The sequence below is a fragment of the Sphingomonas sp. GM_Shp_2 genome, assembly GCF_026540875.1.
GTDB classification, from domain to species: domain Bacteria; phylum Pseudomonadota; class Alphaproteobacteria; order Sphingomonadales; family Sphingomonadaceae; genus Sphingomonas; species Sphingomonas carotinifaciens.
In genome coordinates this window covers 97,743-117,179 of record NZ_JALNUQ010000005.1, presented here as the reverse complement: position 1 = coordinate 117,179, position 19,437 = coordinate 97,743, and the positions used below count along the sequence as shown (strand labels likewise).

At 67.9% G+C, this 19,437-nt stretch carries 25 protein-coding genes and 1 other RNA gene; 14 read left to right on the top strand and 12 right to left on the bottom strand.

The features are described 5' to 3' along the window. Position 1: 1 nt before the first annotated feature. From OXR08_RS03235 to OXR08_RS03225, 3 genes are all read right to left on the bottom strand, one after another. The gene (locus OXR08_RS03235; protein WP_267347599.1) at positions 2-1,237 is read right to left on the bottom strand and encodes an NAD(P)/FAD-dependent oxidoreductase; all 1,236 of its coding nucleotides are present in this window, start codon (positions 1,235-1,237) and stop codon (positions 2-4) included. A 1-nt stretch (position 1,238) separates the two neighbouring features. Continuing rightward, the gene (gene rpoH, locus OXR08_RS03230; protein ID WP_112382548.1) at positions 1,239-2,144 is read right to left on the bottom strand and encodes an RNA polymerase sigma factor RpoH; all 906 of its coding nucleotides are present in this window, start codon (positions 2,142-2,144) and stop codon (positions 1,239-1,241) included. A 68-nt stretch (positions 2,145-2,212) separates the two neighbouring features. Then, a complete protein-coding gene (locus OXR08_RS03225) occupies positions 2,213-3,160 on the bottom strand; it encodes an RluA family pseudouridine synthase (protein ID WP_267347597.1) in 948 nt (315 codons plus the stop codon). A gap of 17 nt (positions 3,161-3,177) precedes the next feature. Here OXR08_RS03225 and OXR08_RS03220 point away from each other — a divergent pair, with 17 nt between their 5' ends. From OXR08_RS03220 to OXR08_RS03165, 12 genes are all read left to right on the top strand, one after another. After that, positions 3,178-3,630: a M67 family metallopeptidase gene (locus tag OXR08_RS03220; protein ID WP_267347595.1), complete on the top strand. Its 453-nt coding sequence runs from the start codon at positions 3,178-3,180 to the stop codon at positions 3,628-3,630. Then, positions 3,627-4,271: a histidine phosphotransferase family protein gene (locus OXR08_RS03215; protein WP_112382545.1), complete on the top strand. Its 645-nt coding sequence runs from the start codon at positions 3,627-3,629 to the stop codon at positions 4,269-4,271. Before OXR08_RS03220 ends, OXR08_RS03215 begins: the two co-directional genes overlap by 4 nt. Before the next feature lie 157 nt (positions 4,272-4,428). Further along, a complete protein-coding gene (locus OXR08_RS03210; RefSeq protein WP_267347592.1) occupies positions 4,429-6,738 on the top strand; it encodes an Hpt domain-containing protein in 2,310 nt (769 codons plus the stop codon). Then, positions 6,738-7,175 carry a chemotaxis protein CheW gene (locus OXR08_RS03205; protein ID WP_267347590.1) on the top strand — a complete coding sequence of 146 codons (438 nt, stop codon included), beginning with the start codon at positions 6,738-6,740 and terminating at the stop codon, positions 7,173-7,175. The genes OXR08_RS03210 and OXR08_RS03205 overlap by 1 nt, the downstream gene beginning before the upstream one ends. A 76-nt stretch (positions 7,176-7,251) precedes the next feature. Beyond that, on the top strand, positions 7,252-7,617 hold the full coding sequence (locus tag OXR08_RS03200; protein ID WP_112382542.1) for a response regulator: 366 nt from the start codon (positions 7,252-7,254) through the stop codon (positions 7,615-7,617). Positions 7,618-7,658: 41 nt separating this feature from the next. Further along, positions 7,659-8,726 carry a chemotaxis-specific protein-glutamate methyltransferase CheB gene (cheB, locus tag OXR08_RS03195; RefSeq protein ID WP_267347587.1) on the top strand — a complete coding sequence of 356 codons (1,068 nt, stop codon included), beginning with the start codon at positions 7,659-7,661 and terminating at the stop codon, positions 8,724-8,726. Further along, positions 8,726-9,565, top strand: coding sequence for a CheR family methyltransferase (locus tag OXR08_RS03190; protein WP_112382540.1), 840 nt, complete (start codon positions 8,726-8,728; stop codon positions 9,563-9,565). Before cheB ends, OXR08_RS03190 begins: the two co-directional genes overlap by 1 nt. Positions 9,566-9,632: 67 nt before the next feature. After that, positions 9,633-10,322 carry an N-acetylmuramoyl-L-alanine amidase gene (locus OXR08_RS03185; protein ID WP_267347585.1) on the top strand — a complete coding sequence of 230 codons (690 nt, stop codon included), beginning with the start codon at positions 9,633-9,635 and terminating at the stop codon, positions 10,320-10,322. A 7-nt stretch (positions 10,323-10,329) separates the two neighbouring features. Next, positions 10,330-10,599, top strand: a complete 270-nt coding sequence (locus OXR08_RS03180; RefSeq protein WP_267347583.1) for a hypothetical protein — start codon at positions 10,330-10,332, stop codon at positions 10,597-10,599. Continuing rightward, a complete protein-coding gene (locus OXR08_RS03175; protein WP_149681710.1) occupies positions 10,590-11,378 on the top strand; it encodes a TSUP family transporter in 789 nt (262 codons plus the stop codon). The genes OXR08_RS03180 and OXR08_RS03175 overlap by 10 nt, the downstream gene beginning before the upstream one ends. Before the next feature lie 40 nt (positions 11,379-11,418). Then, positions 11,419-11,815: RNase P RNA component class A (rnpB, locus tag OXR08_RS03170), an RNA gene on the top strand. A gap of 54 nt (positions 11,816-11,869) precedes the next feature. After that, a complete protein-coding gene (locus OXR08_RS03165; RefSeq protein ID WP_112382537.1) occupies positions 11,870-13,849 on the top strand; it encodes a hypothetical protein in 1,980 nt (659 codons plus the stop codon). Between the two features lie 48 nt (positions 13,850-13,897). Here the strand turns inward: OXR08_RS03165 and OXR08_RS03160 are convergent, their stop codons facing one another. Together OXR08_RS03160 and OXR08_RS03155 are read right to left on the bottom strand one after the other, a co-directional pair. Beyond that, a complete protein-coding gene (locus OXR08_RS03160) occupies positions 13,898-14,536 on the bottom strand; it encodes a carbonic anhydrase (protein ID WP_267347579.1) in 639 nt (212 codons plus the stop codon). Beyond that, positions 14,533-16,092 (bottom strand): SulP family inorganic anion transporter, encoded by a 1,560-nt coding sequence (locus OXR08_RS03155; RefSeq protein WP_235903917.1) that lies wholly within the window; start codon positions 16,090-16,092, stop codon positions 14,533-14,535. The genes OXR08_RS03160 and OXR08_RS03155 overlap by 4 nt, the downstream gene beginning before the upstream one ends. Before the next feature lie 189 nt (positions 16,093-16,281). Here OXR08_RS03155 and OXR08_RS03150 point away from each other — a divergent pair, with 189 nt between their 5' ends. Then, complete coding sequence (locus OXR08_RS03150; RefSeq protein WP_211368601.1) at positions 16,282-16,833, top strand: J domain-containing protein; 552 nt, start codon at positions 16,282-16,284, stop codon at positions 16,831-16,833. Continuing rightward, entirely contained in the window at positions 16,830-17,138 is a 309-nt protein-coding gene (locus OXR08_RS03145) for a (2Fe-2S) ferredoxin domain-containing protein (protein WP_267347575.1), read from the top strand. The genes OXR08_RS03150 and OXR08_RS03145 overlap by 4 nt, the downstream gene beginning before the upstream one ends. Here OXR08_RS03145 and OXR08_RS03140 read toward each other — a convergent pair. The 7 genes from OXR08_RS03140 to pspB all read right to left on the bottom strand — a co-directional run bounded on the left by OXR08_RS03140 (position 17,129) and on the right by pspB (position 19,437). Further along, positions 17,129-17,533, bottom strand: a complete 405-nt coding sequence (locus OXR08_RS03140) for a SufE family protein (RefSeq protein ID WP_267347622.1) — start codon at positions 17,531-17,533, stop codon at positions 17,129-17,131. The genes OXR08_RS03145 and OXR08_RS03140 overlap by 10 nt on opposite strands. Before the next feature lie 66 nt (positions 17,534-17,599). Next, positions 17,600-17,839, bottom strand: a complete 240-nt coding sequence (locus OXR08_RS03135; RefSeq protein ID WP_112382532.1) for a hypothetical protein — start codon at positions 17,837-17,839, stop codon at positions 17,600-17,602. Between the two features lie 11 nt (positions 17,840-17,850). Then, positions 17,851-18,108 (bottom strand): hypothetical protein, encoded by a 258-nt coding sequence (locus OXR08_RS03130; RefSeq protein WP_235903916.1) that lies wholly within the window; start codon positions 18,106-18,108, stop codon positions 17,851-17,853. Positions 18,109-18,136: 28 nt separating this feature from the next. Further along, a complete protein-coding gene (locus tag OXR08_RS03125; protein WP_267347571.1) occupies positions 18,137-18,403 on the bottom strand; it encodes a hypothetical protein in 267 nt (88 codons plus the stop codon). 1 nt (position 18,404) lies between these two features. Beyond that, entirely contained in the window at positions 18,405-18,731 is a 327-nt protein-coding gene (locus OXR08_RS03120) for a hypothetical protein (protein WP_149681705.1), read from the bottom strand. Between the two features lie 15 nt (positions 18,732-18,746). Continuing rightward, positions 18,747-19,130 carry an envelope stress response membrane protein PspC gene (gene pspC / locus OXR08_RS03115; protein ID WP_267347569.1) on the bottom strand — a complete coding sequence of 128 codons (384 nt, stop codon included), beginning with the start codon at positions 19,128-19,130 and terminating at the stop codon, positions 18,747-18,749. A 1-nt stretch (position 19,131) separates the two neighbouring features. Next, the gene (gene pspB / locus OXR08_RS03110) at positions 19,132-19,437 is read right to left on the bottom strand and encodes an envelope stress response membrane protein PspB (RefSeq protein WP_267347567.1); all 306 of its coding nucleotides are present in this window, start codon (positions 19,435-19,437) and stop codon (positions 19,132-19,134) included.

The following is a 19,437-nucleotide window of genomic DNA, read 5'->3' as shown; positions in this document are numbered from 1 at the left end:
TCTAGGCGAGGGGCGGCCCCGCTGTCATGATCGCATGTGCAGCGGCGACGCCGGTCGCATAGGCGCCGTGCGCGGTGGAGAAATCATGGGGCGAACAGGCCTCGCCGGCGAAGAACAGGCGGTCGTCGACGGGTTCGGCCAGAATGCGGCGGGCGCCGGCATGGCCGACACGCGCATGGCTGTAGCTGCCGCGAATATGGGGCACATGGGCCCAGTCGGTGGCGGCGAGTGGGTGGAGGCGGGCGCGCCAGTCGCTGCCGAGCAGCGCGACGAGCTCGTCGATCGCGAACTGGATGGCGGCGGCCTCGCTTTCCATCGCCTCCGCACAGGCGCCGCCGAAGAAGCTTTCCACGATCGGCCAGCCGAAGGGGGACAGGCGGTGGCTGGCGGTGCAGGCGGCGTGCGGGTTGCCGGTCAGATGCTGATGCGCGGGCCATGGCGGGCGATCGACGGCGAGGAACACCTTGTCCGCCAGGCCGAGCGGCAGGTTCGCCGCGGCGTCCTGCTTGGCGGGCAGGGGCGGGTCGAAGACGATGCCGCCCTCGGGGAGAACGGGGGTGGGAACGGCGACGACGACCCGGTCGGCGGTCAGCGTTCCGGCGGGTGTATCCAGCCGGATGGTGCGGCCGCGGTGGTCGATCCGCGTGACCGGCGTGTTCAGGCGGGTCGCAAGCGGGCGCGCGTGATCCGCGACGAGCGTGCCATAACCCTCCACCACCGCCCAGTTATCCTCACCGGCCGCGTCCTCATAGGCGATCCAGTCGTGCAGCGAGACGGCACCGAGCGGCGCGCCATTGGCATAGCCCGATATGGCGTCAATCATCGGGCGCCAGGGGTCGTCCGGTGCGATAAAGGCGGAAAGTGGCTGGTCCGGTCCGTCGAGCGCGGCGCGGGCGGCCTGTTCCCAACGGTCCCAAGCCGCGCCGAAGCTGCGCTGTTCGGTGGACGAAAAGCCCAGGTCGCGCCATTGCACCTCCCAGTTGGGAGAGGCGCGCTCGATGGTGAAGCGTGCCGCCTCCGCAATGGCGACCCATGGATTGCGCCGGGCGGAGTGCAGCCAGCCGCAGCCGAAATCGACGGTGACATGGGCGTTGGGAAGCGTTAGCGGGACGCTGTGCGCGCGGCCGCCGAGGCGGCTGCACGCCTCGACCAGCAAGACGTCGCATCCCGCGTCATGCAGGGTGCGCGCGGCCGCGATGCCGGCCGCGCCGCCGCCGATGACGACGGTGCGGCCCATGTCAGGCGGCGGCGAGGAGCCGCTTTTCGCCCGCGATCCGCATCATCGCCTTTTGCAGCTTCTCAAAGGCGCGCACCTCGATCTGGCGGACGCGTTCGCGGCTGACCCCATAGACCTGGCTGAGTTCCTCCAGCGTCTTGGGGTCGTCGGTCAGGCGGCGCTCGGTCAGGATGTGCTTCTCGCGGTCGTTCAGGTCGTCCATTGCCGACACGAGCATGCCGTGGCGGACATCGGCCTCCTGCGCTTCGGCGACGACGGTGTCCTGCAGCGGCGTGTCGTCGGCCAGCCAGTCCTGCCACTGACCCTCGCCATCCTCGCGCATCGGCACGTTGAGGCTGGTGTCGCCGCCCATCGCCATGCGACGGTTCATCGACACCACGTCGCCCTCGCTGACGCCGAGATCGGTGGCGATCTTGGCCACGTCCTCGGGCTTCAGGTCGCCATCCTCGAACGCGTCGAGCTTGGACTTCATGCGGCGCAGGTTGAAGAACAGCTTCTTCTGTGCCGCCGTCGTGCCCATCTTCACCAGGCTCCACGAGCGCAGGATATATTCCTGGATCGAGGCGCGGATCCACCACATCGCATAGGTGGCGAGGCGGAAGCCGCGATCGGGCTCGAACTTCTTCACGCCCTGCATCAGGCCGATATTGCCCTCCGAGATCAGCTCGGACGTGGGCAGGCCATAGCCGCGATAGCCCATCGCGATCTTGGCGACGAGACGCAGGTGGCTTGTCACCAGCTGCGCGGCCGCGTCGGGGTCGCCATGTTCCTGGAACCGCTTGGCGAGCATATATTCCTGCTCGGGCGCCAGGATCGGGAATTTCTTGATCTCGGCGAGATAGCGGTTGAGCGACTGCTCCCCGCCGAGCGCAGGAATCGTCGCCGGGACGTTGCTGCTTTTTGCCATGATCCTTGATCTCCCTTCCTTGGAGCCCATGCCGCGATGCCGTTTTCGGCGATGCGGTATGCTCCGTGCTATACGTGAAGCTGACTGAACAGTTCCTGCATATCGGCAGGCATCGGGCTTTCGAACGCCAAAGCGACAGATTTCACGGGGTGGATGAACCCCAGATGCGCCGCGTGCAAGGCCTGTCGGCGGAAACCGAGCGTTTCGAGCAGCCCTTTCTGTGTACCTTTTGTTCTACCATAAACCGGGTCGCCCAGCAAGGCGTGGCCGATGGATGCCATGTGCACGCGCACCTGATGCGTGCGCCCCGTTTCCAGCCGACATTCAACCAGGGCGGCGTCGCGCAGCCGCTCCATCATCCGGTAGTGCGTCACCGCGCGCTTGCCGCCGGGCACGATCGCCATCTTCTTGCGGTTTTGCGGACTGCGCGCCAGTGGGGCGTCGACCGAACCCTCGGCCGGCCGCGGCACGCCGCCGGTGATCGCGCGGTAGCGGCGGTCGATCGAATGGGCGGCGAACTGCTTGGCCAGTCCCTCATGTGCCCGGTCGGTCTTGGCCGCGACCATCAGGCCGGAGGTGTCCTTGTCGATGCGGTGGACGATGCCGGGCCGCGCGACGCCGCCGATGCCCGACAGCGATCCACCGCAATGATGGAGCAGCGCGTTGACCAAGGTGCCGTCGAGATTGCCGGCCGCGGGATGGACGACCAGCCCGGCCGGCTTGTCGATGACGATCAGATGCTCGTCCTCATAGGCGACGACGAGGGGAATATCCTGCGCCTCGTTATGCGGCAGGGTGGGATTGGGGATCGTGACGTGGAACAGGTCGCCGCTGCTGGCGCGCTTGGCGGGATCACGGGCGAGCACGCCGTCACGCGATACCGCCCCGCTCGCGATCAGCACCTTCAGGCGCTCTCTCGACAATGTCGGCACCGCGTCCGCCAGCGCACGATCCAGCCGCCAGCCGTCAGCCGCAGGCGCGATCGTCGCTTCAAGGATGGAAACCCCCCGGTCCATACCGTACCGATGTGCGCATGACCGTAACGATTTCAAGCGATACGCTGAAAAGAATCCGGGCGGCGGCGGCAGCATCCCCAAAGGTCGAGGTGTGCGGCCTGTTGCTGGGCGAGGGTGCGCATATCCGGGAGGCACGCGCGTGCGACAATGTGAGCGCGACGCCCGCGACCCGGTTCGAGATCGATCCGGCCGCGCTGCTCGCCGCCTATCGCGGAGCGCGCGGCGGGGGGCCGGCGGTGCTCGGCCATTATCACTCGCACCCGAGCGGGCATGCCGAGCCGTCGCCGCGCGATGCCGAGGATGCGCTGCCCGACGGGCGGCTGTGGCTGCTGGTGGCGGGCGAGACCGTCACCGCCTGGCGCGCGGTGGCGGCAGGTGAGCGGCATGGGCGGTTCACACGCGTCACACTCGCTTGCGAAGACCCCGCGGCTCCGTCAGATAGGCAATCCTGTTGGAAGGATTATTCATGACCGTCAGTCCGGTGGATTTCGCGAGCCTGCTGTGTTCGCGGCTGTGCCACGATCTCCTGTCCCCGGTGGGTGCGCTTAACAACGGTCTGGAGTTGCTGGCGGATGAAACCGATCCGGCGATGCGCGCACGGTGCATGGACCTGCTTGCCGAAAGCGCGCGGGCATCGGCCAACAAGCTGAAGTTCTTCCGCCTGGCGTTCGGAGCGGCGGGCGGCTTTGGCGACATGGTCGACATGCGCGAGGCGCGTGCCGCGATCGAGGGGCTGCTGGCGGACAATCGTCGCACGACGCTGGGCTGGGTGGTGGAGGAGCCGCAGCTGCCCAAGCCCGCGGTCAAGATCCTGCTGAACCTGGCGCTGATCGGGGTCGAGGCGCTGGTGCGCGGCGGGCGCATCGATGTGGGGGCCGAGGTGCACGATACCGCGATCGAGATCGTGGTGAAGATCGAGGGCGCACGGATCGTGCTGGACCCGGATCTGCGCCGGACGCTGGTGCAGGGCGAGGGTAGCGGCGAGGTGACGTCGCGCGGGGCGGCGGCGTTCCTGGTGCATACGCTGGCGACCGAGGCGAGCGGGCAGGTGCTGGTGTCCGAGCCCGCCGAGGGGGTGATGATCCTGGGCGCGGCGATGCGCGCGGTCTGAGGGTTTGGCTGAAAACGCGCAAAAGAGCGCGTTTCGGGGCACCGCCAGCCGTGCCTCGGCACGTTTCCGCACAGATCCTGACAGGTTTCGCGCCTAAACCGCCTCTTAACGGGTCGCGGTCCACAGCGTTGGCGATCAAGGCGCTGACCGAGGACCCATGGACGACCTGTTGCAGGAATTCATCGCCGAGACGCGCGAAACCCTGGAGGCGTTGTCGGGCGAGATCGTCGCCTGGGAAGCGGCGCCCACGGACCGGGCGCGCCTCGATGCGATCTTCCGCTTCGTCCATACGGTAAAGGGCAGTTGCGGCTTTCTGGACCTGCCGCGGCTCGCCCGGCTGAGCCATGCGGCCGAGGACGTGCTGGCCGCGGTGCGCGACGGCACGCGCGTGCCCGACACGCATCTGGTGAACGCCGTGCTGGCGATCGTCGACCGGATCGGCGAGATCGTCGAGGCGATCGACGCCGGCGCCGGGCTGGACGATTCGTCGGAAGACCTGTTGATCGCGGCGCTCAGCGGGGAGGTGGCGCCGGTGGCGGCGGCCGGCCAGCCGAGCGGCCAGCGAACCGCCAGTCGCAGCGTGCGCCTGAACGTCGATCTGCTCGACCGGATGATGAGCGGCATGTCCGAGATGGTGCTGGCGCGCAACGAACTGGCGCGGCGGCTGCGCGACGAGACGCTGGACCCGCGGCTGGAGGCGGCGCTGGACCGGCTGTCGCTGACCGTCGCCGACATGCGCGACACGGTGACGCGCACGCGCATGCAAAAGATCGAGGCGCTGTTCTCCGCCCTGCCGCGCATGGTGCGCGATACCGCGGCGGACCTGGGCAAGGCGGTGGCGCTGCGCATCGACGGCGCCGATGTCGAACTGGACCGCGAGATGATCGAGCTGATGCGCGATCCGCTGGCGCATATCGTGCGCAACGCGATCGACCACGGCATCGAGGCGCCGGCCAGACGCCGCGCCGCGGGCAAGCCGGAGACCGGGCAACTCGTCATCGCCGCGCGCCAGTCGGGCAACCAGATCCTGGTCGAGATCACCGATGACGGCGCGGGCATCGACCTGAACCGCATCGTCGCCAAGGCGGTGGCGTGCGGCATCCGCAGCGAGGCCGAGATCGCCGCCATGAACGAGGCGCAGCGGCTGGAGCTGATCTTCGAGGCGGGGCTGTCGAGCCGGGACGTGGCCTCCGCCGTGTCGGGTCGCGGCGTCGGCATGGACGTGGTGCGCGCCAATATCGAACATATCGGCGGGCGCATCTCGATCAACAACCAGCCGGGGCGCGGGCTGGGACTGGTGATCCATGTGCCGCTGACCCTGTCGATCATCTCCACCATCGTGCTGGGCGCCGGCGGCCAGCGCTTTGCGGTGGCGCGTCAGGCGATCGAGGAGATCGTGGCGATCCGGGGCGACCAGGTCAGGATCGACATGGTGGGCGATGCCGCGGTCGCCACCGTGCGCGGCCGGCGCCTGCCGCTGCTGCCGCTGGCGGATTTCCTGGGGATCGAGGGCGGGCAGCTTGCCTCGCTGGCAATCGTCGCGACGCGCGACGGCGATTATGCGCTGGGCATCGATTCGGTGCTGGACGCCGAGGAAGTGGTGGTGAAGCCTGCCGCGCCGGTGGTGATGGCGACCGGGCTGTATGCCGGGCAGACGCTGCCGGACAGCGGCCTGCCGATGCTGTTGCTGGACAGCGCCGGGCTGGCGACCGTCGCGGGCCTGCGCTTCCACCGGGCGGTGGCCGTGGAAACCGAGAATGCCGATGCCGCCGCGCAAGGGGTGAGCGCCCTGCTGTTCGACGATCTGGACGGGGCACGCCGCGCCATCCCGCTCGGCGCGATCGACCGGGTCGATACCGTGCCCACCTCCGCCATCCGGCGCACGGCCGGGCGGATGCGGCTGGCGCTGGGCGACACGCTGATCCCGCTGCACCATATCGCGCCGCTGGACGGGCTGGGCGAGGTCGCGGTGCTGCGCCTGACCGACGGCCATGCCGAAACCGCCTATGCCATCGCCGAGGCGATCGAGATCGTGCAGTTGCAGGCCGAGATCGCGCCGGCGCGCGGCGCGGCCGGTCCCGTGCTCGGCGTCACCGTGATCGCGGGCGAGCAGGTGGAGGTGATCGACCCGCTGGCGCTGTTCGCCGATATCGATGTGGGCACGGGCGCCGCGCCCCTGTGCCTGTTGCAGGGCGACGGATCGCCGTGGATGGACACGTTCCTCCGGCCCGCGCTGGAGGCGCAAGGCTATCGCTGCACCAGCCGGCTGGCACCGGGCGAACGGCCGGTGGTCGCGCTGGTGATGGAGGATGGCGAGGCGCCGGCCGCCGCCAGCGACACCCCCGTCCTGCGCCTGCGTCGCGAGCGCGAGGCGGTGGGCGCCTCCGCCAATAGCATCTATCGCTACGACCGCCCCGCGCTGATCGCGGCGCTGGCGGATCACAGCGCCCGTGCGGGAGCCCGCTGATGCAGCTTTTCCTGATCGCCTATGTCGCCGGCAAGGGCATCGCCATCGATGCCGACCAGGTCGATTCGGTTGTCGATATCGGCGATGTCGTCGCGGTGCCGCGGGTGGAGGCGGCGGTGCGCGGCCTTGCCGCCCTGCGCAGCCGTGTGGTCACCGTGATCGATACCGGTATCGCCCTGGGGCTCGACCCGACGCCGGCCACCGCGCGCCGCGCCGTCATCACGCAGCAGGACGGGCATTTCTACGCCATCCTGGTCGATGCGCTGGACGATATCGCCTTGTTCGAGCGCCAGCCGCTGTCCACCGGCCTGGCGCTGCGTCAGGGCTGGGCGCGCGCGGGATCGGGCCTAGTGGTGCGCGACGGCGAGCCGTTGCTGATCCTCGATCTGGCGCGGCTGATCCCGGCGAGCATGGCGCCCGCGGCGCAGGCGGCCTGAACGGGGTTAACCCGGTCCTTACCCTTGCCGCTCTATCGTGCGGCTACGCGTACTCCTTCTCCTATAGGGCGTTTCCATGAAGACCTGTCTCGTCGTCGATGACTCCAAGGTGATCCGCAAGGTCGCCCGCCACATCCTGGAGACGCTGGATTTCACCGTGCGCGAGGCGGCGGACGGGCGCGAGGCGCTGGACGCCTGCATGGCCGCGGCGCCCGATGTCGTGCTGCTCGACTGGAACATGCCGGTGATGAGCGGGATGGATTTCCTGCGTGCGCTGCGTGAGGCCGATGTCCGGCCGCGTCCGCGCGTCGTGTTCTGCACGACCGAGAACGGCATGGCCCATATCCGTGCCGCGATCGAGGCGGGTGCCGACGAATATATCATGAAGCCGTTCGACCGCGACACGCTGGAAAGCAAGCTGCAGATCGTCGGTATGGCCTGAACCGGGCTGTAGGGCTTCCTCTTTTCCTTGAGCGATCCGCCATGGCGTCCGATCCGATTTCCTCAAGCGCCGAGCCGCCCACCCGCTTGCTGGTGGTGGACGATTCCGCCGTCGCGCGGGCGGTGATCGGCCGGCTGCTGGAGGCGCACCCCGCGTTCCAGGTGGCCGGATCGGTGCCGCACGCCGCCGCCGCGCGCGCGTTTCTGGCGACCAATCGCGTCGACGTCATCCTGCTCGACCTGGAGATGCCCGGCGTGGACGGGCTGACCGCGTTGCCGGATTTGTTGGTGGCGGGGCAGGGGGCACGGGTGTTGATCGTGTCGTCGGCGGCGACCGAGGGCGCGGTGGCGACGGTGCAGGCGCTGGCGCTGGGGGCGGCCGATACGCTGGTCAAGCCGCACAGCCATGCGCTCTCCGGGCGTTTCGCGGAGATGCTGATCGAGCGGCTGATCGGCCTGCGCCAGCGCACCGTGCAGCCGATGCCGCGGATCGCAGCCGCCGCCCCGGTCACGCCGCGGGCCGGGCGGGCGGATGCCTATGACATCGTCGCGATCGGCGCATCGACCGGGGGCATCCATGCGCTCAGCCATGTGCTGCGTGCGCTGCCCGCATCCTTTCACCTGCCGGTGCTGGTCACGCAGCATCTGCCGGCGTCGTTCATTCCCTATTTCGCCGCGCAACTCTCGGTCCTGGCGGGCCGGCCGTGCGATGTCGCGGTCGACCGGATGCGCATCCGGCCCGGCCGCCTGATCGTCGCACCGGGCGACGCCCATATCAACTGCGTCAGCCTCGGCGAGGGGGGCATGGCCATCCGCCTGAGCGACGAGCCGGTCGCCAGCGGCTGCATGCCCTCGGTCGATCCGATGCTCCACTCGCTTGCCGCGGTCTATGGCGAGCGCGCGATGGCGGTCGTGCTGAGCGGCATGGGGCGGGACGGGGCCGAGGGTGCGGGCGCGGTGCGCGCGGCGGGCGGGGCGGTGGTGGTGCAGGACCGTGCCAGCTCCGTCGTGTGGGGCATGCCGGGCGCGGTCGCCAATCATGGCGGCGCCGACGCCGTGCTGCCGCCCGAGGCGATCGGTGCGCTGATCGCCAGCCGGCGGAGGCCGTGATGTCGGCCTCTGCGATCAACGTGCTGGCCGCGTTGCTGGAGGTGCGCACCGGCCAGCATACCGCCAGCCATCGTTCGACCCGGATGGACGCCGCACTGACGCCGCTGATGCGCGCGCGCGGGCTCGACACGCTGGACGATCTGGTCGCGCGCCTGCTCGACGGGCGCGATCCGGCGCTGGCCGGGCATATCGTCGATGCGCTGGTGAATCAGGAAACCTCGTTCTTTCGCGACACCGCGGTGTTCGACATGATGGTGGAGGCGGTCGCCGCCGCCGAAGAGCAGGGGCGCCGGGTGCGCATCTGGAGCGCCGGATGCTCGACGGGGCAGGAGCCGCTGTCGCTGGCGATGCTGTTCGCCGAGCGGCAGGAGGCGACCGGCGCGCCCATGCCCGAGATCGTCGCCAGCGACATTTCCACCGCCGCGCTGGCCCGCGCGCGATCGGGTCGGTTTTCGCAGTTCGAGATCCAGCGCGGCCTGCCCATCCGGCGGATGATGCGCTGGTTCGAGGGCGACGGCAGCGAGTGGACCGCGCGCCCCGAACTCCTGCGCCACATCGCGTTTCGCCAGATCAACCTGGTCGCCGATCGCCCGCCGGGCGGCGCATTCGACCTGATCCTGTGCCGCAACGTCATGCTGTACCTGAACCCGGTGCCAAAGGCCGGCGCGTTCGACCGGCTGGCCCATGCGCTGGCGCCGGGCGGGCTGCTGGTGCTGGGCGCGGGCGAGACGGTGATCGGCCAGACCGACCGGTTCGAGCCAAGCGGACGCTTTCGCGGATTCTATCAACCGGCCGAGGGTTGCTCCGGCGGGGGACGGAGCGCCGCCAAGGCCGCTTGACGCCGCGCACCATTCCCGCGATGCGCGGGGCCTCGCGTGGTCAAGGCGCGTGGCCGGGGAAAGCCTGATGACGATCATCGACACGCCGTCGCCCAATTTTGACGAGCGCTCGCTGCCCATCACGATGATCGTGCTGCATTATACCGGCATGCAGGATGCGCAGTCCGCGATCGAGCGGCTGCGCGATCCGGAGGCCAAGGTGTCGTGCCATTATCTGGTGGCGGAGGACGGCACGGTCCTGCGCATGGTGGACGACCACAAGCGCGCCTGGCACGCCGGTCGCTCGCACTGGCGCAGCGTCGACGACGTCAACTCGGCGAGCATCGGCATCGAGATCGTCAATCCCGGCCATGACTGGGGATATCGTCCCTTCCCCGACGAGCAGATCGCCGCGGTCATCGCCCTGGTCCATGACCTGAAGGACCGGTACGCGATCACCCGCGGCAACATCGTCGGCCATTCCGACATCGCGCCCGCGCGCAAGCGCGATCCGGGCGAACTGTTTCCGTGGGGCCAACTCGCGCGGTTGCGCCTGGCCCTGCCGCGGCCGACCAGGAACCTGATGGATCCGATGTGGACGGAGGCCGGTTTCTGCCTGGCGTTGGAACGCTTCGGCTATGACGTGACCGACCGGATGGCGGCGATCATGGCGTTTCAGCGCCGTTTCCGCCCCGAACTGGTGGACGGCGAGATCGATGCCGAGTGCCGGATGATCCTGCTCGCGCTGCTGCTGCCCCGGCCGCAGGGCGACGACTGACGCGCCCATGGCCCGCAAATTCTACCTGACGGCCACGATGCCCGATGGCTATGTGAAGACGATCGGGCCGACCAACGCTGCTTTCAGCCATTATTGGCGCATCGTGGCGGTGTTGCAGAACGGCAAGACCGAGGTGTTCTGGGGCCACGCCAAGACGCTGGCCGAAGCACGTGGCAAGCAGGCGGCCGCCGCCGACGCCGCCCGCCAGCGTGGCTGGACCCGCTACGATTTCGAGATCGCCGAACTGGAACGGACGCGCGAACCCCCATGCACCTGACGCTGGACGCCGTCCTGTTCCTGATGACGGTCGCGCTGTTCGCCGGCACGATCGACGCAATGGCCGGGGGCGGGGGGCTGCTGACCATTCCGGCGCTGCTGGCGGCGGGCGTGCCGCCGGTTTCCGCGCTGGCGACCAACAAGCTGCAGAGCGCGATCGGGACGGGCTCGGCGTTTCTCGCCTACCGGCGCGGCGGGCATGTCGATCTGCACCGCTTCACCGTGCCGGCGATCGGCGCCTTTGCCGGGTCGGTCGCCGGGGCCACCGCCGTGCAGCATATCGATCCCGGCTTCCTTGCCGGGCTGGTGCCGGTGCTGTTGATCGTGATGGCGCTCTACTTCCTGCTGTCGCCGCCGATGAGCGATGTGGATCGCCATGCGCGGCTGGGGCGGATCGGGCTGACCGGGGTGGTGAGTGTCATCGGCTTTTATGACGGCTTTTTCGGGCCGGGCACGGGATCGTTCATCACGACCGCGCTTGTCGCGCTGGGGGGGCTGGGGCTGGTGCGCGCGATCGCCAATACCAAGTTCCTGAACCTGGCGACCAACCTTGCCGGAGTGCTGGCGATGATCGCGGGCGGGCAGATGTTGTGGATGCTGGGGCTGGGCATGGCGGCGGCCAATGTCGCGGGCAACCAGATCGGCGCGCGGCTGGCGATGCGCTTCGGCGGGCGGGGGGTGCGGCCGCTGCTGGTCGTCATGTCGATCGCGCTGACGATCAAGCTGCTCGCCGATCCCGCCAACCCGGCACGGGGCTGGATCGCGGCGCTGGTCGGATAGCTCTGGTCAGCGCGCCCTCATGCCGCTACAGCCCGCCCCGCCAGAGGGTCGGGCGGCCGCGGCTCCAGCGATGGAGGCGAGGAAAGTCCGGGCTCCGCGAAACAACGGTGCCGGGTAACGCCCGGCGGGGGCGACCCCAGGGACAGTGCAACAGAGAGCAGACGACCCAATCCTTCGGGACGAAGCCTTCGGGCAGGTCAAGGTGAAAGGGTGCGGCAAGAGCGCACCGCGGCCCTGGTAACAGGGACGGCACGGCAAACCCCACCGGGAGCAAGACCGAATAGGGATGGCATGGACCTTCATGGTCCGGGGCGTGTTCCCGCCCGCCGTCCGGGTTGGTTGCTTGAGGCGGCGCGCAAGCGTCGTCCTAGACGAATGGTCGCCCATCCGGCCTTGTGGCCGGTGGACAGAACCCGGCTTACAGACCCTCTGGCATTATCCTTTCGAATGGTTCAGACCTCGGGCGACGAGGTTTGGGAGGGCCATGGGGGATGCACGATTTCACCACCGCGCGCGCGCTGATCGCAGCAGCGCTGCTCACGGGCAGCGCGGTTTCCGCGCAACAGCAGCCGGCGACGGGCAGTGTCCAGCAGGATTACGACGCGGCCACCGCGCTCGACGCGGGCAAGGACAATGCCGCGGCGCTGGCGGCCTGGGAAAAGCTGGAGCCGCGCACCAAGCCGGGCAGCCGCAGCCGGGCGATCGTGCAGGTGCGCCGGGGCGGCGCGCTGTTCCGCCTCGGGCGGCGGGACGAGGCGCTGGCGATGATCCGCACCGGGCTGGCAGGCTTGCCCACCGATGACGCTTCGCTGGCGGAGGATCGATCCAAGGCGCATGCGATGCTGGGCCGGATCGCCGCCGATGCGTTCGATTATGCGGGCGCCGCCGCCGAATATGCAAAGGCGGAGAAGAATGCGGTCGTCCCCGCCGATATGCTGATCGCGTTGCTCGGACTGTCCCAGGCGCAGATTTTCACCGATCCGGCCGCCGCCGGGGCGACGCTGGACCGGGCCGATGCGGTTTTGAAGACCGCGTCGGTCGACAATGCCTCGCGTGCCCTGTTCATGCGGCGCCGGGCGATGCTGCACATGAACCAGGGTGATTTCGAGGTGGCACGCCGCGACGGCAAGGCCGCGGTGCAACTGTTGGGCGGGATCACCAATCGCACCGACCTGCTGGACGTGTCCGCCCGGTCCGATACGGCGATCGCCGCGCTGCTTGGCGGGCACGAGGAGGAAGCGCGCGAATATCTCGCCTATACCGGCGCCGGGCGCTCCACCAAGGGCGAGTTCTCGCCCGGTGCCCAGATGAAGGCCCCGGACTGCGGCGGCGAGGCGGACCTGCGCCCCGAGGATGTCGGCGTCGTGGAATTCAGCATCGGCGACGACGGCACGGTGATCCAGGCCACGCCCATCTACGCCTCGGGCGGCGGAGAAAAGGCACTGGCCTTTGCCCGGATCGTCCAGGACTGGTGGTGGAATCCGGAGCAGATCAAGACGCTGCCGGCCTTTTACCGCTACAATATGCGCGTCGAGATGCGGTGTTCGACCGCCTTCTCGCGGCCCTCGATCGGGGGAGAGCTGGATAGCGAAGCGGTGGCGTGGCTGGAAGGCAAGGGCGTGACGGTGGCCCCCGATCCGGAGCGGCCGGGCCCCGCCACGCTGGCCGCGCAGCGCGAGGCGTTGCGCCAGGCAGACGCAGGCAAGGGGGCGGAGTCGCTGGCGGCGCTGGGCGCGATCCAGGCGCTGCTCACCAACGCCATGGTGCCGGACGCGGAGAAGAAGCCGCTGGCCACCCGTGCGCTGGCGATCGCGACGGCGGCGGGCGCGCCGGCCCCGGTCAGGCTCAACTATGCGATGACGATGTTGACCGCCGACGCACCCGATCTGTGGAAGCCCGGCCGCTTCCGGCGTGCGGTCGAGCCGATGCTGACCGACCCCGTCTATGCCGGTGACCCACAGGCGCGCGCCGCGCTGCGGCTGATGATCGCCGATCGCGATCGCAAGAGGGGCGCGGAAAGCGAGCCGCTGTTGCGGCAGGTGGCCGACGATGGCGCCCTGGCGGCCAATGACCCGCTGAAGGTGGGGGCGCTGGTTCGCCTCGCCTCGCTGGCGCAGGCGCGTGGCGACGGGACGGCGGCAAGGGCGGCATTCGATCGCACGGGGCTGTCGGCGAACCAGTGCAGCATCATGGATGCACCGCCCAAGCAACTCTCCAGCTTTGGCGCCAATGATTTTCCGACCGACGCACTGCGCTGGGGGTTCGAGGGATGGACGCAGCTGCAATATGACGTGAAGGCGGACGGCAGTGTGGCCAATGCTCGCACGCTGCTCAGCTATCCGCCCTTCGTCTTTTCAAAGGCGGGCACGAAGATGTTCAGCGCGGCACGCTATGCCAAGACCTATCGGCCCGATGGCAGCCTGGGGTGCGGCGCGACGACGCAGCGCGTGAACTTCCGGTTGCCGGGGTGAAGTGGGAAGCCACCGTCGGGCGTGACCGCCTGACGGTGGCTGACCGGACTACACAAGGACCTTGTCGGGGTTGCCGACCGCGCTCAATTCGGTGCTGGCATCGATTTCCATCAGCGTTTTGATATGGCCGTCGCGCATGTCGTAGACCCAGCCGTGCAGCCAAAGTTCGCGGCCTTCGCGGAAGGCGTTCTGGATGATGTCGATGCGCGCGAGATGCATCAACTGGTCGCGGACGTTCAACTCGACCAGGCGGTTGACCTTGCCGTCCTCGGTCGGTTCGGCATCGATCTCGGCACGGTGGCGGTGCAGCACGTCGCGGGCATTGCCCAGCCAGGTATCGACCGGGCCGCTGGTCCCGCCCGACAGGGCCGCCTGCACCCCGCCGCACCCATGATGGCCGCACAGGATGACGTGGCGGACCTTCAGCACGTCGACGGCATATTGCACCACCGACAGCAGGTTCAGATCGTCGTCATGGACGAGGTTGGCGATGTTCCTGTGCAGGAACATGCCGCCCGGGGGCGTCATCGTCATCCGCTCGGGCGTGACGCGGCTGTCCGAACAGCCGATCCACAGGAAATCGGGCTTCTGCCCCGCCGTCTGGCGTTCGAAAAAGTCCGCCTTTTCCTCGATCAGTTCGGTCGCCCACGCCTTGTTGGCGAGCAGGAGTTGCTTGTATTCTCTCATGCGAAGCGCACTCCGGCGATGGGGGCGTTGATGAGCGGCGCGCTGCGCTCGGCGATGTCGCCGCGGACGATCACGTCGATGTCGCGGTAGGCGGCGCCCTTGATGAAGGCGTTGATGATGTCGACATTGTCGAGGTCGACATACGACGTGGAGGACAGGTCGATCAGCAGGTTCGCGCCATCGGGCACGCGGGCAAGCTGCTGTTGCAGTTCATATTTGTGGATGAAGTACAGGTTGCGGCGGGCGCGGATCAGGCAGTCTTCGCCTTCGCAGGCGAAGGTGATGGCGGTGCGGAAGTTGCGGGCGACGACGAAGACGAAGCCGACGGCCAGGCCGATCAGGATGCCGATCAGGAGGTCGGTGAACAGGATCGCCAGCACGGTGGCGACAAAGGGCACGAACTGCGTCCAGCCCTGCTTGAACCGTTCGGTAAACAGCTTGGGCTTGGTCAGCTTGTAGCCGGTGGCGATCAGCACCGCGGCGAGCGCCGAGAGCGGGATCAGGTTCAGCATCACCGGGATCAGCGCGACCGACAGGAGCAGCCACAGCGCGTGCAGCATCGCGGACAGCTTGCTTTCGGCGCCGGCATCGACATTGGCCGAGGAGCGGACGATCACCGAGGTGACGGGCAGGCCGCCGAGCAGGCCGGACACGATGTTGCCGCTGCCCTGCGCCATCAGCTCCCAGTTCTTGTCGGTGGTGCGGCGGCGCGGGTCGATCTCGTCCACCGCCTTGACGCTTAGGAGCGATTCCAGGCTGGCGACGATCGCCAGCGTCACCGCGCTGGTCCACACCACGCCCATGGTCAGCCCGCTGAAATCGGGCATGCGGAACAGGCCGACAAACTCCGCCGGGCTGCCCGCGACGGGCACCTGCACCAGATGCTTTGCGCCCAGTTGCCAGCCCGGCACGGTCGCGCCGAGCAGCGCATTGCCGACGACGCCGATCACCACCACAAGCAGCGGGCCGGGCACGAAGCGCAGCGGGCCCTGCTTGGGGCGGTACGCGTCCCAGGTGAACAGGAAGAGCAGGCAGACGACGCCGATGACGATCGCGCCGGGCGTGACGTCGCTGGTCACGCTGGTCCACAGGTCGGTAAAGGTGTTGCCGCCCGATGCGGTGGCGAACTCGAAGCTGCCCTCGAAATCGCCGTCATAGCCGACGAGGTGGGGCACCTGCTTCAGGATCAGGATCAGGCCGATCGCGGCCAGCATGCCGGTGATCACGGAGGAGGGGACGAATTCCGCCAGGATGCCGGCGCGGGTGAAGGAGAAACCCAGTTGCAGCACGCCGGCCAGCATCACCGCGACCAGAAAGATCTGGTAGCTGGGCATCCGCTCGATCGCTTCCAGCACGATCACGGTGAGCCCGGCCGCCGGCCCGCTGACCGACAGGGGCGATTTCGACACGAAGCCGACGACCAGCCCGCCGACGATCCCCGCGATCAGGCCCGAGAAGAGCGGCGCCCCGGATGCCAGTGCGATGCCCAGGCACAAGGGAAGGGCGACCAGCGCCACCACGATCGAGGCCGGGACATCCGCCCGAAGATTGGCCATAAAGGAACGGGAAGTCGGCACCATTGATCCTACTCGCTAAAGCATCGGCACCACTGTCCGTTTTCTTCGGACATGAGAGCTTTTATGACATGTTCATGATGGCAGGGCAGGCGCGACGGTCAAGGGGTTACGGCCGGCATGGCACCTTTCGTGCGCGTGCCACGTCTTGCACCGGCGGCGCATCGCCTTATGTCCGCTCCTGTGGCGCGACCGACTACACGATCGAACGATTGGGGCTTTCCCCGCTGGCGAGGCTATGGCTCGGGCCGCGAGGCCAAGCCCGTGCGGATCTGCGACCGGCACGGCTGTGACGAGCCGGGCAATTGTCCGGCACCCAAATCTCCCAACAATCCCGATCGTTGGTACTTCTGCACCAACCATGCCGCCGAGTATAATCGCGGCTGGGACTATTTTCAGGGGCTGGACGCCGAGGAAGCGGCGGCGCGCGAAGCGGGCGAGCGGCGGACCAATGCCGGCTATGCGCAATCGCGCCATCATGGCTGGGCAGGATCGGGCGACGGCAGCCGGTCGCGTGACGAGATGCGCGCGCTGGACGTGCTGGGGCTGGAGCCGGACGCTACCTTCGACCTGATCCGCGCGACGTGGCGCGGACTGGCCAAGGCGAATCACCCCGATGTCCGCCCGAACGATCCGGATGCGGCGACGCGGTTCCAGCAAGTGCAGGCCGCCTATGAGGTGCTGCGTGCCGCCGAGGAGATGCGGAGCACGCAGCGCGCATGATCCGGCGTGCAAAGGCGGAGTGGACCGGCGTCGTGCTGGTCTGCGGCAAATGTTCCAAGAAGGTCGGTGGCGGATTCGGCCCGAAGGGCAGGACGCCGCTCGCCAAGGTGCTGCGCAAGCTGATCGGGGGCAAGGGCCGCAAGGCACCGCTGGGCGTGATCGAGACCAGGTGCCTGAAGCTGTGCCCCAGGAACGCCGTCACCCTGGTCGATACCGCGCGGCCGGGCGAGTGGCTGGTGGTGTCGCCCGGCGAGCCGGTGGCGGAAATCGCCATGCGTTTGGGGCGGGGTACCCCTCAGGCGTAGCGCGTGGCGGTGTCGCGGATCAGCGCGATCATTCCCGGTATGCCATTCGTTCTCTGCTTGGTCAGGTATCGCTCGAGACCCAGAGGAGCGAGTTTACCTTCGATGTCCGTCGCCAAGATTACGCTCGGATGTTGGTCTTGAACAAGAGACAGGATGACGCCGATCACCCCTTTAGGGAGCATTGCTTCCGCATCCGCAAGGAAGTGCAACGTTCCATCGCTCTGCAAGGTTGGATAGGCCCAAACCTTAGAAGCGCACCCCCTTACTAAAGTCGCATCGGTTTTGAGGGCCGCCGGCATTGGTTCCAGCGATTCTCCAATCTCTCGAAGGGCGATGTGACGATCATCGCCTTCGAGGAAGGCTAATTCTTCGTGGATGTCGTTGAAGCTGCGCATACCCATCGCGCTACCGCCTCGGGCCCCCGGGAGCAACCGCCGGGGGCAAAACGCCCCTTGCCCGGTTCAGAGGTCGACACCCGCGGCGATCGCCTCCAGCTTGCGGATGCGCTCCTTCAGGTCCGCCATTTCGATGCGGGCGCCCGCATTGGCCGGGGACGTGAAGGGCAGGTCGTGCGCCCGGTCATATTCGCGGTTCTTGAGCTGCAGCCAGCCGCGCCATCCGGCCAGCGCGGCGGCGGTGGTCATGCCCAGCCCGACGAGCCCGGCGGCGGCCATGGTGATGTAGAAATCGGGGTCCGTCATGTCCGCCTCCCTTAGCGGTCGCGAAGCCGGTCGATCTCACGGTCGAGGTCGACGGTCTTGTGGTTGTCGGTGATCACGCGCTCCAGCACCTGGATGCGCTCCTTCAACTGCTGCATTTCCTGGCGCATCGCGCGGGTTTCGCCGTCCTGCTCGCCATGGCTCCGGTCCATCAGGTCGAGCCCGGGCGATCGCCGATGCTTACCCCTGACGACGCTGGCGATCATCACGATCATCACGATCAGGACGACCATCACCTGTCCGCCGCTCATCTTTCATCTCCCTTGTATCTTTTGGCTTTCAGTTGAGCGGACGCTCGTCGCGCAGCCGCTCGATCTCGTCCGACAGATCCATCCCCCTGTCGGTGACGATGCGTTCCAGCACGCGCACCCGCTGTTCCAGACGCTCGGTCTGCGCTGCATATTGTGCAGCCTTTTCGGCGATCATCGAGGCTTCCAGTTCCATCCGACGGTGCCGATAGGCGAGCCATGGCTTTACAAACGTTCCGCCGAAGATCGCGAGAAGTCCGCAACAGATGCCCATAACGGGTATGATCAGCGGGCTCATGTCAGTTCGCCTTGTGCCGAAGCTGCTCGATCTCGTGATCCAGCCGGTGGCTGCCGTCGGTGACGATGCGTTCCACCACCGCCAGCCGGTCCTTGACCGCGCCCATTTCGGCGCGGAGCTGCGCGTTTTCCTGGCTGAGCAGGCGGATGCGCTCGGCGGCCTCCTGATCGGTCTTGGGATAGATCGCCTGACCCCAGGCACCGTCCAGCGGGTAGCCGTTCTTGATGCGCATCCAGGTGGTCAGCACCCAGCCGCCGATCCCCAGCGACGCCATGATCGCGATAAAGGGGAACAGGGCCTGTATCGTCGCGAATTTGTCAGGGGACATGGTCTTATCCTCCGGTCAGCGCAGGCTGTCGATCTCGTCGGCCAGGCGGCTGTTGCGGCTGGTATAGTGCAGCTCGATGTCGGCGAGCCGGCGGTCGATGTCGCGGAACTTGGAGCGGACCTCGGCGGTCGAACGCTTCGGGTTCGAGCGGACACCCTGCCAGAACTTGGCGTCGTCATCGGTCTGATACAGGTCGATCGGCTTGGCCACCGCCATCCAGGCGACGAGGACATAGGCAAGGGGAACCCAGGGGATGCCGACGCCCGATACGGTGAGCAGGACGGCGGCGACCCGGACCCACAGCGCGTCGATCCCCGTATAGTCGGCGATCCCGGCGCACACGCCCTTGAACTTGGCGTTCTGCTTGTCGAGGTAGAATTGCGTGCGGCTGGCGGACATGTCAGTTCCTCCGATCGGGTGCGTAGTCGCCCTTGGTCAGGCGGGGTTCGGGTTGCCATTCCGGGGCGGCGATGCCCGGTTTCCAGTCGGGGCCCGATTTCCAGTTGGGGTTGTCGGCGGCGACGATGCGTTCGACCGTGTTCACCCGGTCTTCCAGGCGGCGGGCGAGCATGTGCAGCTCGTCGAGCAGTTGCTCGTCCTCATGCGTGATCTTGGGCGCCTGCTTCCACTTGGTGACATAGTGGAAGATGAGCCAGGGCAGGCCGATCAGCGCGAGGAAGATGGCGAGTACGCCCTCGAAGTTCAT

Excerpts from the sequence above, each read along its gene's own strand:
- OXR08_RS03235 (WP_267347599.1), bottom strand. The coding sequence starts at position 1,237 with ATGGGCCGCACCGTCGTCATCGGCGGCGGCGCGGCCGGCATCGCGGCC.
- rpoH (WP_112382548.1), bottom strand. The coding sequence starts at position 2,144 with ATGGCAAAAAGCAGCAACGTCCCGGCGACGATTCCTGCGCTCGGCGGG.
- OXR08_RS03225 (WP_267347597.1), bottom strand. The coding sequence starts at position 3,160 with ATGGACCGGGGGGTTTCCATCCTTGAAGCGACGATCGCGCCTGCGGCT.
- OXR08_RS03220 (WP_267347595.1), top strand. The coding sequence starts at position 3,178 with ATGACCGTAACGATTTCAAGCGATACGCTGAAAAGAATCCGGGCGGCG.
- OXR08_RS03215 (WP_112382545.1), top strand. The coding sequence starts at position 3,627 with ATGACCGTCAGTCCGGTGGATTTCGCGAGCCTGCTGTGTTCGCGGCTG.
- OXR08_RS03210 (WP_267347592.1), top strand. The coding sequence starts at position 4,429 with ATGGACGACCTGTTGCAGGAATTCATCGCCGAGACGCGCGAAACCCTG.
- OXR08_RS03205 (WP_267347590.1), top strand. The coding sequence starts at position 6,738 with ATGCAGCTTTTCCTGATCGCCTATGTCGCCGGCAAGGGCATCGCCATC.
- OXR08_RS03200 (WP_112382542.1), top strand. The coding sequence starts at position 7,252 with ATGAAGACCTGTCTCGTCGTCGATGACTCCAAGGTGATCCGCAAGGTC.
- cheB (WP_267347587.1), top strand. The coding sequence starts at position 7,659 with ATGGCGTCCGATCCGATTTCCTCAAGCGCCGAGCCGCCCACCCGCTTG.
- OXR08_RS03190 (WP_112382540.1), top strand. The coding sequence starts at position 8,726 with ATGTCGGCCTCTGCGATCAACGTGCTGGCCGCGTTGCTGGAGGTGCGC.
- OXR08_RS03185 (WP_267347585.1), top strand. The coding sequence starts at position 9,633 with ATGACGATCATCGACACGCCGTCGCCCAATTTTGACGAGCGCTCGCTG.
- OXR08_RS03180 (WP_267347583.1), top strand. The coding sequence starts at position 10,330 with ATGGCCCGCAAATTCTACCTGACGGCCACGATGCCCGATGGCTATGTG.
- OXR08_RS03175 (WP_149681710.1), top strand. The coding sequence starts at position 10,590 with ATGCACCTGACGCTGGACGCCGTCCTGTTCCTGATGACGGTCGCGCTG.
- OXR08_RS03165 (WP_112382537.1), top strand. The coding sequence starts at position 11,870 with ATGCACGATTTCACCACCGCGCGCGCGCTGATCGCAGCAGCGCTGCTC.
- OXR08_RS03160 (WP_267347579.1), bottom strand. The coding sequence starts at position 14,536 with ATGAGAGAATACAAGCAACTCCTGCTCGCCAACAAGGCGTGGGCGACC.
- OXR08_RS03155 (WP_235903917.1), bottom strand. The coding sequence starts at position 16,092 with ATGGCCAATCTTCGGGCGGATGTCCCGGCCTCGATCGTGGTGGCGCTG.
- OXR08_RS03150 (WP_211368601.1), top strand. The coding sequence starts at position 16,282 with ATGTCCGCTCCTGTGGCGCGACCGACTACACGATCGAACGATTGGGGC.
- OXR08_RS03145 (WP_267347575.1), top strand. The coding sequence starts at position 16,830 with ATGATCCGGCGTGCAAAGGCGGAGTGGACCGGCGTCGTGCTGGTCTGC.
- OXR08_RS03140 (WP_267347622.1), bottom strand. The coding sequence starts at position 17,533 with ATGCGCAGCTTCAACGACATCCACGAAGAATTAGCCTTCCTCGAAGGC.
- OXR08_RS03135 (WP_112382532.1), bottom strand. The coding sequence starts at position 17,839 with ATGACGGACCCCGATTTCTACATCACCATGGCCGCCGCCGGGCTCGTC.
- OXR08_RS03130 (WP_235903916.1), bottom strand. The coding sequence starts at position 18,108 with ATGAGCGGCGGACAGGTGATGGTCGTCCTGATCGTGATGATCGTGATG.
- OXR08_RS03125 (WP_267347571.1), bottom strand. The coding sequence starts at position 18,403 with ATGAGCCCGCTGATCATACCCGTTATGGGCATCTGTTGCGGACTTCTC.
- OXR08_RS03120 (WP_149681705.1), bottom strand. The coding sequence starts at position 18,731 with ATGTCCCCTGACAAATTCGCGACGATACAGGCCCTGTTCCCCTTTATC.
- pspC (WP_267347569.1), bottom strand. The coding sequence starts at position 19,130 with ATGTCCGCCAGCCGCACGCAATTCTACCTCGACAAGCAGAACGCCAAG.
- pspB (WP_267347567.1), bottom strand. The coding sequence starts at position 19,437 with ATGAACTTCGAGGGCGTACTCGCCATCTTCCTCGCGCTGATCGGCCTG.